At 61.1% G+C, this 11,472-nt stretch carries 14 protein-coding genes and 1 tRNA gene; 8 read left to right on the top strand and 7 right to left on the bottom strand.

What is annotated here, in order from left to right:
• Positions 1-38: 38 nt before the first annotated feature.
• The 7 genes from NKI24_RS15315 (at position 39) to NKI24_RS15285 (ending at position 6,152) form a co-directional block, all read left to right on the top strand.
• Entirely contained in the window at positions 39-602 is a 564-nt protein-coding gene (locus NKI24_RS15315) for a polysaccharide biosynthesis/export family protein (RefSeq protein ID WP_023674625.1), read from the top strand.
• Between the two features lie 12 nt (positions 603-614).
• Positions 615-1,739: a glycosyltransferase family 4 protein gene (locus tag NKI24_RS15310; RefSeq protein WP_352746363.1), complete on the top strand. Its 1,125-nt coding sequence runs from the start codon at positions 615-617 to the stop codon at positions 1,737-1,739.
• 116 nt (positions 1,740-1,855) lie between these two features.
• A complete protein-coding gene (locus NKI24_RS15305; RefSeq protein ID WP_352746361.1) occupies positions 1,856-3,391 on the top strand; it encodes an undecaprenyl-phosphate glucose phosphotransferase in 1,536 nt (511 codons plus the stop codon).
• Positions 3,388-4,677, top strand: a complete 1,290-nt coding sequence (locus NKI24_RS15300) for an O-antigen ligase family protein (protein ID WP_352746359.1) — start codon at positions 3,388-3,390, stop codon at positions 4,675-4,677. The genes NKI24_RS15305 and NKI24_RS15300 overlap by 4 nt, the downstream gene beginning before the upstream one ends.
• Positions 4,678-4,713: 36 nt before the next feature.
• Positions 4,714-4,790 (top strand) — tRNA-Pro (locus NKI24_RS15295).
• 786 nt (positions 4,791-5,576) lie between these two features.
• Positions 5,577-5,810 (top strand): hypothetical protein, encoded by a 234-nt coding sequence (locus NKI24_RS15290; RefSeq protein ID WP_352449320.1) that lies wholly within the window; start codon positions 5,577-5,579, stop codon positions 5,808-5,810.
• A gap of 147 nt (positions 5,811-5,957) precedes the next feature.
• Positions 5,958-6,152: a hypothetical protein gene (locus tag NKI24_RS15285; RefSeq protein WP_023674517.1), complete on the top strand. Its 195-nt coding sequence runs from the start codon at positions 5,958-5,960 to the stop codon at positions 6,150-6,152.
• Between the two features lie 38 nt (positions 6,153-6,190).
• Here NKI24_RS15285 and NKI24_RS15280 read toward each other — a convergent pair whose 3' ends face one another.
• Positions 6,191-6,649, bottom strand: coding sequence for a YbaK/EbsC family protein (locus NKI24_RS15280; RefSeq protein WP_352449319.1), 459 nt, complete (start codon positions 6,647-6,649; stop codon positions 6,191-6,193).
• Positions 6,650-6,768: 119 nt separating this feature from the next.
• Entirely contained in the window at positions 6,769-7,047 is a 279-nt protein-coding gene (locus NKI24_RS15275; protein ID WP_352449318.1) for a helix-turn-helix domain-containing protein, read from the bottom strand.
• A gap of 317 nt (positions 7,048-7,364) precedes the next feature.
• Here NKI24_RS15275 and NKI24_RS15270 point away from each other — a divergent pair, with 317 nt between their 5' ends.
• Positions 7,365-7,556, top strand: coding sequence for a hypothetical protein (locus NKI24_RS15270; RefSeq protein WP_023674514.1), 192 nt, complete (start codon positions 7,365-7,367; stop codon positions 7,554-7,556).
• A 126-nt stretch (positions 7,557-7,682) separates the two neighbouring features.
• Here the strand turns inward: NKI24_RS15270 and NKI24_RS15265 are convergent, their stop codons facing one another.
• The 5 genes from NKI24_RS15265 to plsX all read right to left on the bottom strand — a co-directional run bounded on the left by NKI24_RS15265 (position 7,683) and on the right by plsX (position 11,367).
• On the bottom strand, positions 7,683-8,024 hold the full coding sequence (locus NKI24_RS15265) for a hypothetical protein (RefSeq protein ID WP_023674512.1): 342 nt from the start codon (positions 8,022-8,024) through the stop codon (positions 7,683-7,685).
• A 74-nt stretch (positions 8,025-8,098) separates the two neighbouring features.
• Entirely contained in the window at positions 8,099-8,641 is a 543-nt protein-coding gene (locus NKI24_RS15260) for a MerR family transcriptional regulator (protein WP_023674511.1), read from the bottom strand.
• A gap of 245 nt (positions 8,642-8,886) precedes the next feature.
• Positions 8,887-9,210 carry an integration host factor subunit alpha gene (locus NKI24_RS15255; protein WP_023717292.1) on the bottom strand — a complete coding sequence of 108 codons (324 nt, stop codon included), beginning with the start codon at positions 9,208-9,210 and terminating at the stop codon, positions 8,887-8,889.
• 105 nt (positions 9,211-9,315) lie between these two features.
• Positions 9,316-10,287 (bottom strand): beta-ketoacyl-ACP synthase III, encoded by a 972-nt coding sequence (locus NKI24_RS15250; RefSeq protein ID WP_023674509.1) that lies wholly within the window; start codon positions 10,285-10,287, stop codon positions 9,316-9,318.
• Between the two features lie 9 nt (positions 10,288-10,296).
• Complete coding sequence (gene plsX / locus NKI24_RS15245) at positions 10,297-11,367, bottom strand: phosphate acyltransferase PlsX (protein ID WP_352449317.1); 1,071 nt, start codon at positions 11,365-11,367, stop codon at positions 10,297-10,299.
• Between the last annotated feature and the right edge of the window lie 105 nt (positions 11,368-11,472).

The following is an 11,472-nucleotide window of genomic DNA, read 5'->3' as shown; positions in this document are numbered from 1 at the left end:
CGCAGAGTCGCCGGCTATTCAAAGGTACGTGTCCGCTCATGAAAAGCACTGCTCCCCTTTTCCGCGCGCTGCTTGCCGTATCGATGCTTTCGGGCTGCTCCAGCTACCGGCCGACGCCGGCCGCATTCCATGAAGTTCTCGACCAGCCCTATCGCCTCGGCGCCGGCGACCGCGTCCGCGTAACCGTGTTCGAGCAGGAAGGACTGACCAATACCTACAGCGTCGACCAGTCCGGCTATCTCTCGCTGCCGCTCGTCGGCAACGTGCCGGCGCGCGGCCACACCGCCCAACAGCTTGAAAGCGAGATCGCCGAGAAACTGCGCCAGGGTTATTTGCGGGATCCCGATGTTTCGGTCGAAATCGATCGCTACCGGCCGATCTTCGTCATGGGTGAAGTGGGTGCGGCGGGGCAGTATTCCTACGTTCCAGGCCTGACCGTGCAGAAAGCCGTCGCCATCGCCGGCGGGTTCACGCCACGCGCCAACCAGGAAAGCGTCGACATTACCCGCGACATCAACGGCAAGGTGATAACCGGACGCGTGGTGACCTCCGACCCGCTACTGCCCGGCGATACAGTCTATGTTCGCGAACGCCTGTTTTGATGTGCTGACAAAGTGGCGGACACACTCAGGATCGTCCACTGCTTTCGCTCACCGGTCGGAGGCATCTTCCGGCATGTGCGCGACCTGACCGAGGCTCAGGTCGAGGCCGGCCATGCCGTCGGCATCGTCTGCGATTCGACGACGGGCGGCGATTTCGAGGAACGGCTGTTCGAACAGATGAAAGGCAGCCTGGCGCTCGGCATTCACCGCACCCCGATGCAGCGGCATGTCGGGCCAGGCGATCTCGCCTCGGCCCGGCGCACCTATAGGATCATAAAAGAATTGCGGCCGGACGTGCTGCACGGGCATGGCGCCAAAGGTGGCGCCTATGCCCGTCTGTTCGGCTCATTGTTGCGGGTATCCAGGTCTCGCGTAGCCCGCCTTTATTCGCCGCATGGCGGCTCGCTTCACTATGACGAGACCACCGCCATGGGGAAGCTGTTCTTCGCGCTCGAGCGCTTCATGGCTCGCTTCACCGATTGCCTGCTGTTTGTTTCCGATTATGAGCGGCGGACCTATCGCAGGAAGGTCGGCGAGCCGCCCATTCCGAACGCTCTCGTCCACAACGGCCTGCGCGCCGCCGAGTTCGAGCCGGTGCGGACCGAGCACAATGCGGTTGACCTCCTCTATATCGGCATGATGCGCGATCTCAAGGGCCCGGACATCTTCATCGATGCGCTGGGGCTAGCCGCGACACGGCTCGGCCGCCCATTGAAAGCGCTGATGGTCGGCGACGGCGACGACCTGGCGCGCTATCGCGCCCAGGTGAATCAGCTCGGCCTCGAGGTCAGCTTCCTGGCGCCGATGCCGGCCAGGCTCGCCTTCAGGCTGGCCGAACTGGTCGTCGTTCCCTCGCGCGCGGAAGCCATGCCCTATATAGTTCTGGAAGCGCTCGCCGCCGGCAAGCCGATCATCGCGACGGCGGTCGGCGGCATACCGGAAATCTTCGACACCGGCTCACCTGTCCTGATCCGGCCCGACGCGCGCGAACTTGGCGACAAGATAAGCGCCGCATTGGCCGATCTCGACACCTACAAAGGCCTGATGCCCGGCCTCGCCGACCTCAAGGCACGCTTCGGCGCCGATGTAATGGCCGCCGAAATCGAAAAGGCCTATTTCGCCGCGCTCAAAAAATAGAGCAACGGGTTTCCACCGGGCTGCTCCTGGTGAAAGCGTCTCCAAAGCCATCTGTTGTTTCAAGGGTTTCTTAGCTCTCTTTTGCTATTCACCTGAGGGAAACCTGCGGACGCCCCATGAACGAAATCGACCCAGCGCGCCGTTTTTCGCTAGACGCGGTGCGCAAATTCGACGCCCCTGCCGAAAACAATACGGCCGGCGGCATGAACGATGTTGCCCGCCAGGTCGCCTCGCAATACCGGCGCGATACGATGTCGCCGATCATGGTGAGCGGCGTCCTGCGCATGGTGGAATTCGCGCTGCTGTTGGTCTCAGGTCTTGTCGTCTATTTCTATTATGTCGGCTTTTTCAACTATCTTGCCTGGCAATACCCACTGACGATCGCCGCCACCTCGTTCCTCGCGGTCGTTCTGTTCGACGTCACCGACCGCTACCAGATCGTCGCGCTGATGCGGCCGATCGCCAATTTCGGCCGTCTCCTGCTGGTCTGGGCCGGAACATTCGCCTTGATGGCGCTCACCGCCTTCACCATGAAAATGTCGGAAGACTATTCGCGCCTGCTCTTCGGCACATGGTTCGTCGTCGGTTTCGTGCTGATCCTGGGTCTCCGACTGGTGATGTCGAAGCTGATCCGGCGCTGGGCGCGCGACGGGCGGATGGAGCGCCGCGCCGTCATCGTCGGCGGCGGCAAGGCGGCGGAGGTATTGATCCGCTCGGTCGAAAGGCAGCCCTACAACGACATCCGCATCTGCGGCATTTTCGACGACCGCGGCGACAAGCGGTCGCCGCCGGTTGTCGCCGGTTATCCCAAGCTCGGTACAATTTCCGAACTCATCGAATTTGCCCGCATCGCGCGCATCGACATGCTGATCGTATCGCTGCCGCTGACCGCCGAATCGCGCGTGCTGCAGTTATTGAAGAAGCTGTGGGTGCTGCCGGTCGACATCCGGCTATCGGCGCATTCGAACGCGCTGCAGTTCAGGCCGCGCGCCTATTCCTACATCGGCTCGGTGCCGATGCTCGATATCTTCGACAAGCCGATCAACGACTGGGATTCAGTCGCCAAGCGCGCCTTCGACATTGTCTTTTCGATCATCGGCATCATCGTGTTCTCGCCGGTGATGCTGGCGACCGCAATCGCGATCAAACTCGACAGCAAGGGGCCGGTGCTGTTCCATCAGAAGCGGCACGGCTTCAACAACGAGATCATCGACGTCTACAAGTTCCGTTCGATGTATACCGACAAGGCGGACCCGACGGCCAAACAGACCGTGACCAAGAACGATCCGCGCGTCACCCGCGTCGGCCGCTTCATCCGCAAGACCTCGATCGACGAACTGCCGCAGTTCTTCAATTCGCTGTTCGGTTCGCTGTCGCTGGTCGGGCCGCGCCCGCACGCCATTGCGGCGCAGTCGCACAACCTCCTCTACAATGAAGTGGTCGACGGCTATTTCGCCCGCCACAAGGTCAAACCCGGTGTGACCGGCTGGGCGCAGATCAATGGCTGGCGCGGCGAGATGGACACCAACGAGAAGATTCGCATGCGGACGGAATACGACCTCTATTATATCGAGAACTGGTCGCTCTTGTTCGACCTCAAAATCCTGTTCCTGACGCCGATCCGACTGCTCAACACGGAAAACGCATATTGAGCGCGACGGCCTATGAATTGCCGGCGGCGGCGGTCAACGCCAAGCTCATCGCACTGATTGCGTCGGGGGCGGTTTTCCTCGGCGTCTTCCTGTCCGGTTTCGTCATTGCCGAGCCGGCGCCATACGACCTCTATATGATCGGGCTGATCGTGGTGTGGCCCTTGTTCGGCATGCGTATACAGCGCGCGGCGGTGCCACTTCTGGTGCTGCTGGTTATCATGAACATCGGCGGTATGATCTCGATGACGCAGATGTCGGACCTCGCCGGCACGCCGCTCTATCTCGCCGTCTCGCTGTTCCTGGCCCTAACCGCGGTTTTTTTCGCTTCGGTAACGGCCGTCCGGCCCAGTCTCTACCGGGTGATCTTCGTCGCCTATGTGGTGTCGGCAGTGCTGACTTCGCTGGTCGGCATAGCCGGCTATTTCCATGCCTTTCCAGGAGCGGAGATCTTCACCAAATACGACCGTGCCGCCGGCGCCTTCCAGGACCCGAACGTGTTCGGTCCGTTCCTGGTGCTGCCCGGCATCTACCTGCTCTACCTGCTGCTTACCGGCTCCGTCGCACGCATGCCGCGATTGGCGGTGCCGTTGCTGATAATCACCGCCGGCATCTTCTTTTCCTTTTCGCGCGGCGCCTGGGGCATGTTCGCCGTTTCGGCGATCCTGCTGACCGGTGCCTTGTTCCTGCAGAGCGCCAGCGGCAAGTTCAGGCTGCGCGTCGTCGTCATGACCATCGCCGCCGTCGGACTGCTGGTCATCGCAATGATCGTCATCCTGCAACTGCCAGGCGTCGCCGAGATGTTCTCGAACCGCGCACAGCTCGAACAAAGCTACGACACCGCCCGGCTCGGCCGCTTCGCCCGCTATACGATCGGCTTTCAGGTGGCACTGGAGCATCCGTTCGGCATCGGCCCGCTCGTCTTCGGCAAGATGTTCGGCGAGGACACGCACGACATCTGGCTGAAGATGCTGATGGATTACGGCTGGCTCGGCTTCGTGTCGTTCCTGACGCTGACGTGCTGGACGATCGCCGCCGGCTTCCGCATTCTGCTGCGCGACCGGCCGTGGCAGCCTTATCTTCTATGCGCCTACGTCGCCTTCATCGGCAATATCGGGCTCGGCACCTTCATCGACATCGACCACTGGCGCCATGTCTACCTGCTGCTTGGCTTGATCTGGGGTGCCATCGCGCTCGAATACCGCCACCAGTGGCAGCTGCGGGCGGCGCAGCGACCGGCAATCCCCGTCGCGGTTGCTTCAGGCAGGACAGCAACCGAATTCGGTTGACCGGACCCGGTCTATCACGATACATCGCGACCGGTCCGGAGTGTAGCGCAGCCCGGTAGCGCACTTGACTGGGGGTCAAGGGGTCGTCGGTTCGAATCCGGCCACTCCGACCATTAAAATCCAAAGGCTTAGCCAGTTTTCCCCCCAAACTGGCTGTACAGACATAGCCGCACTGCAGCCAGCGCAACATACGCAGGCGCGTGATCTCATCGAGGAAACCGATCACGCATCACTCGTGCGCGAGGCACGGAGGCTGGCGTCTAGCCAGAAGCCCACCGAGAAACCGCGCGGTAATGGCTAGGTAAGCTTTGCTGCGTACGCCAACCTTTATCGTGAGCCCGTATTCCAGCTTCAATAAGAAAAGGTCCCGCCGCACATGCCAGAACGGCGGGACTCGATCAGGCGCCTTGCATCAGGCAGGGGTGACTCGGGGGTTGGGCATGCCCGGTGCGCGCGGATCGAAGTGAACCCTAGGCGCATCAGCTGCAATGCGTCCACCAACCGTCGGTTGGAAAGAACTAATCCCGACGGCTGGCCTGGCCTGAACAGGCGCGCGCTCAAGGCTCAGTTTCTTCCCGGGGAGGAGCTTTTTGGTCAGGACAATCAGGATAGGGCAATTCTTCACACGGAGAAGGCCTGTCGCCAACGCTGCGATAATGTTCCGCGAGTTTTGCGAAACCGTAGGCGAAGGCGAAAAGAAGCGCGAGGACAACCGCTATTCGGACGGCCATACCGTATTGTAGCAGGATCCTCCCATTGGAGCGCGCGGCGTTTTGGTACGTTTGAATGTTGAGTTCGAAAAAGGTTGGCTGTAGTTGAATTGCCGTCGTCCGCAGTTGTAAGGGCGAGCGGACGCTTCGAAGATGCCACGCGCTTTCGCCCTTTCCGGGAGAGATGCAATGTCGCTTCAAGGGGTTGCCTGTCCTGCCGATCTGACCATGTTGACCAAGGCACTCGATGCCCGATGCCGTGAACTAGGCCTCGCTGATGGAGATCCAGGCAGAGAACTGCTCGGCCGCAGGGTGATGGATTTATTTGAAAGTGGTCAGCTCAGCGCCGAAGATTTGAGACTGGCTCTGAGCGGCGAGATCTTTAACGCCAAAAATCCTCCGGCCGGAGCCAGTGGGCTTTGATACGGCAAGCGGCTATCCGCGCAACCATTTGAATTGCTGGCCCAGCGTCGGCTTCCGCGTGCGCAGGAGCGCGTGTGAACAAATGTGATTTTGCGGTCGGTGCCAGACGGGCTAACTTTACCCATCGAACGAAAGAGGAGAATGATCATGAAGACATTCCTCGCAATAGCCGCGGCACTGACCATGTCCATATCAGCTGCCTCTGCGGATTGCCCCGCGCATTCCAAGGTCCAGGCATCGGTCGACACGCAGACGAAGACAGCAAGCGTCGAGAAGGCCGATATGTCGACTGTCACGGACGCTCAGACGATCAAAAAAGAAGAGCCACAGAAGACCGAGTAGCGGTAACGCTCAGCGGATCCCACGACCCGGATAAATGGCTACTGGCACACATCCACCCACTCGGCGTCGACGAGTTCGGCCAGTCGTTGCGGGCTGAGCCGTACGGCGGCATTCGTCGCGCCTGCCGCCGGGACGACCTCGTCAAAGGCGCGCAGCGAGATGTCGCAGTAGACCGGGAGCGGCGCCGGTAGGCCGAACGGGCACACCCCACCGACGGGATGATCGGTCGCGGCGAGCACCTGCTCGGCGTCCAGCATTCGCGCCTTGCCACCAAACCGATCCTTGAATTTGCGATTGTCCAGCCTGGAGATCCCGCTGGCCACGATCAGCATCGTCTGGTCGCCGGCGCGCAAGCAGATCGTCTTGGCAATCTGCGCCGGCGCTACGCCATGCGCTTCGGCGGCCAAAGGCACCGTCGCCGAGCTTGCCTCCGTGACGATGACATCAATGTCGGGCGCGTGTGCGGCGAAGAAGGCGCGAACGGATTCGAGGCTCATCTCCAGCAATTTCCGTCTGGCGTCGCCGTGACGGCCGGCAAGTCCACTACGTGGCCGAAAAAACGAAGCCCGCCAGGGCGACCCATGGCGAGCTCGTGGAATAAAAGCATGGCACGCCGCTACGACACGGATCGCCTTTTGGCAGACAACACGACTTCGTCAAACAGAGCGCTTTCCGGAAGTTGAAGCGCGGAGGCAATACGCCGACGTTTCGAGGGATCGGCATCCTTGCCGCTTTCAATGTCGGCAATCTCATAGGCTGCCAGCCCGCACGCCAGGGACAGCTCTTCGATGCTGTATCCACGGGCTTCCCGGGCGGTTCGGACGGCACTGCGTTCAGGCGTAACCGCGCTCGCCGCGAGTTCGGAGTAAGGTTCGCGTTTTGCTATTTGGGGCATTGGCAACTCCGTGGGATGAAAGAGTTAGATCAAATCATGTTGTTGCCTGAGACGATCGGGAGAATGCCCGCTCGCCGGTGATTTGCCAAGCATCAAAGATAGCGTCACGGCATCGTGAACCGACGCCGGAATGAATGGCGGATGCCGGCGCGCCGACATCTGGCCGGATCGTCAGCAGACACAGTTCGGAAACAAAATTCTACAGGCCGGAAAAACTGCCGAAAAACTCCAAGGCGATAGTCCCAACCGCAGCGCTCGAGTCACCGACCTGAATCAGTGACGCTCAAATTCCGGCTGCGCAAAAAGGAAACGATGTCATGAAGAAGCCTCTTCTCTCCGCCCTTGGACTTGCAATCGCACTTGCCCTCTCGATGCCGATCATCGGCGCAAGCAGCGCGAATGCAACGACGATGCACACCACCGTCAAGAAGCATCACCGCCATCACTACCATCACCGCGTCCACCACTACCGCCACCATCACAAGAAGGTTGTCGCGAAGAAGTACTGAAAACACCCTCGGGCGAACAACCCGCAATCAGGCGTTCTGGTGCTTGATCAAGGGCGGCGCGCTTGCCGGGCTTTCCGTGTCGGCGAAAAATGGCGGCGGTCCGCTGACCACCGCCATTTGCTTATCTCAACGTGCCGATCTTGAACGCGCTCGCGGTGCTTGTTGCTGCCGGCCGCCGAGGAACAGACTGGCGACGAGCCCGACCAGAACCAGCCCGACAGCGGCCGCCGTCGCCGGGTGATCTCGGGCGGTCTTCTCGATCGCCCGGCCTTGCCTTCTGATTGCCGGCAAGGCGTCGCCGAGGCGCTCAGTGATATCCGAATAATAATCCGACGCGGTATCGCGCCCGTCTTCGTAAAAGGCGCCGCCCCGCTTTAACACGGCTTTCTTCAAGGTGGCCAGTTCCCTGGTCAGGGCCGCGACCTGTTTGTCCAGATCGGTGTCGGAGATGCTCGAAAGCGATGCCATGACGTGCTTCCTTCATCTGTAGAAGGAAGCCTAACGCATGACCCTGAAGACCGTTCCGGTCAGCCCGGCGGGCTCTAGCGAACCTGATCGAGCAGGCGCTTGCATTCCAGGAGGTCGAACAGCGCCTCCTGCAGCAATGCGCGATTGTCACGGGAAAGTTTTGACGTGTCCGGCGGAACCGGACCTTCCTCGTCGGTCTTGCCTATACCGAAAAAACGACGGCTGGGTTTCACCCTCGGCTGGCCAACCAGCATTTCGTCGTCCGGGCCGCGCGGCTGCGCCGCTTGCGTCAGCGGTACCGTGTCGGCCTGTCGGCGCTGCGAGATCGCCTCGACCGCCGCCATGTCGCCACTGCCGACGGCGATCAGAAACTGGTTGCCGTTCTCGCGCAACAGCTTCTGCACGCCCTTGATCGTATAGCCCTGGTCGTAGAGCATATGACGAATACCCTTGATCAGTTCTACGTCCTGCGGACGGTAGTAGCGGCGGCCGCCGCCGCGCTTCATCGGCTTGATCTGGTTGAAACGCGTCTCCCAGAAGCGCAGCACGTGCTGCGGCAAATCCAGATCCTCCGCGACCTCGCTGATGGTGCGGAAAGCATCAGGGCTCTTGTCCATGGGCGAATCCTCACGCTAGAGCATGATCGCGAAAGGCGGGAACCGGGTTCGGGCGACATCACGCTTAACAAGGAGAGCAGCTTTCCGTCCCGCCGGAACGGATCACACCCAAATACCGATCCGGCGTACCGAATCGCATCTTATTTCAGCGGTTTATGAAACAATATTCAAGCCCGGCGCAAAAGCAGGGTTCGCTTTTCAACCGAAGCCTGGAGCATGATTCTTGGCAAAGGGGGATTGGGCGGCTACTTGCTGCCCTTGGCTTTGCTGTTTTGATGGGAGCGCAGGATACGATTCTTCAGCACGTTCGACGACTTGAAGGTCATCACCCGGCGCGGCAGGATCGGCACTTCCTCACCGGTCTTGGGATTGCGCCCGATGCGCTCGTTTTTGGAGCGCACGTGGAAGGTCGCGAAGGACGACAGCTTCACCGTCTCGCCGCGAACGATCGCCTCGCAGATCTCATTCAGCACCGCCTCGACAAGCTCGGCCGATTCAGTACGCGACAGCCCAACCTTGCGGTAAACGGCTTCGGCGAGGTCGGCGCGCGTAAGTGTCTTTCCCCCCATACGAACCGTCCCATCAGCTCAAAAACATAAATCGATACAAGCAACGGCAGAACCTAAGTAATTGATCCGTCAAGGTCAAGGGACCCGAACCCGATAGTTCGGCACTTACCAGCGGAGCAGGACGGCACCCCAGGTGAAGCCGCCGCCCATCGCCTCGAGCAGTACCAGGTCACCCTTTTTGATGCGACCGTCGGCGACGGCTGCGGACAGTGCCAGCGGCACGGAAGCCGCCGAGGTATTACCGTGCAAATCGACGGTCACCACCACCTTCCGCTCCTCTATCCCGAGCTTTTTGGCCGAAGCGTCAATAATTCGTTTATTGGCTTGATGCGGCACGAACCAGTCGAGATCGGCGGCGCCGATGCCGGCCTGTGCGAACGTCGCCTCGATGACGTCGGTGATCATGCCGACCGCATGCTTGAACACTTCGCGGCCTTCCATCCTGAGGTGCCCGACCGTTCCGGTGGTCGACGGCCCACCGTCGACAAAAAGCTTGTCCTTGTGGATGCCGTCGGAGCGCAGGCTGGCCGCCAGAACGCCTCGGTCGGCGATGCCGCCTGCCCCCGTGCCTGCTTCCAGCACCATCGCGCCGGCGCCGTCGCCGAACAAAACGCAGGTCGAGCGGTCGTTCCAGTCGAGAATACGCGAAAATGTTTCCGAGCCGATCACCAGTACCCGTCTGGCCAAGCCGCCGCGGATATAGAGGTCGGCGGTCGTCACTGCATAGACGAAGCCGGAGCAGACCGCCTGCAGGTCGAAGGCAAAACCGTGGTGCATGCCGAGCCGGTTCTGGATCTCGACCGCGGTCGCGGGAAAGGTGTTGTTGGGCGTCGAGGTCGCCAGCACGATCAGGTCGATGTCGTCAGCCGTCAGGCCGGCGCTGTCGAGGGCTGCGCGCGCTGCCGCCTCGCCCAGCGAGGCCGTCGTCTCGTCGTCGGCCGCAATGTGGCGCTGGCGAATGCCGGTGCGCTGGACGATCCACTCGTCCGACGTCTCGACCATGCCTTCGAAATCGGCATTCTTCATAATGCGGCGGGGCAGCGCGGCGCCCGTGCCGCGCACGACTGATCTGATCAATGCTCTTTCCTATTCCTTTGCGTCGATGACGACGTCGGATTTCCGGATTGTCTGGGCATTCGGATTGCGGGCATGGAACAGGTCGAGATCGGCTTCGATGCGGTCAAGCAGATTGTTGCGCACCATGTCGTAGCCAAGCTCGATCGCCGCCGCGAAGCCATCCGAATCAGCCCCGCCATGGCTTTTCACCACGATGCCGTTCAATCCGAGGAAGACGCCGCCATTGGAGCGGCCGACATCCATCTTCTCGCGCAGGCGATCGAAGGCGGTCTTGGCGAAGATATAGCCGATCCTGGCCATCAGCGTCCGGTTCATCGCCGCGCGCAGATAGCCGGCGATCTGCCTGACGGTGCCTTCCGCCGTCTTCAGCGCGATGTTGCCGGCAAATCCTTCGGTAACGACGACGTCGACACTGCCCTTGCCGATGTCGTCACCCTCGACAAAGCCGTGGTAGTTCATCGAGGCCATGTTGGCCTCGCGCAACATACGACCCGCCTCCTTGACCTCTTCCTGGCCCTTGATCTCCTCGACGCCGACATTGAGCAGGCCGACGCTCGGCCGTTCGATGCCGAAAACCGAGCGCGCCATGCCGGTGCCCAGAATGGCAAAATCAACCAGTTGATGCGCATCCGCGCCAATGGTGGCGCCGACGTCCAGCACCACGCTCTCGCCGCGCAATGTCGGCCAGAGCGCCGCGATTGCCGGGCGATCGATGGTCGCCATGGTGCGAAGGCAGAATCTGGACATTGCCATCAGCGCGCCGGTATTGCCGGCCGAGATGCAGGCGTCGGCAGTGCCTGCCTTGACCGCCTCGACGGCCTTCCACATCGATGACTTCCAGCGGCCATGGCGCAGCGCCTGGCTCGGCTTGTCGTCCATCCGCACTGCGATCTCGCAGTGGATGAACTCGCTCACTTCCGCTAGCTTGGGGAATTTCGCGAGTTCGGGCCGTACCACTTCTTCGCGCCCATAAATGACGAAGCGTATATCCGGACGGCGGGTGGCGACAGTCATGAGCGCCGGGATGACCACGCTTGGCCCGTGATCGCCGCCCATGGCATCGATGGAAATCCTGATCACGCGGTGTTCATCTCACGGTTGCTTGGCCAGCGGGCTTGCCAAGGTGCGGGGCTCGCGAAGGTTCGGCGAAAATAACGGTTTTGGGCTGCCGCACAACCAACTTTT

This window comes from Mesorhizobium sp. M0701 (assembly GCF_040320365.1).
GTDB lineage: Bacteria > Pseudomonadota > Alphaproteobacteria > Rhizobiales > Rhizobiaceae > Mesorhizobium.
This window is presented reverse-complemented; position numbering and strand designations above follow the sequence as displayed.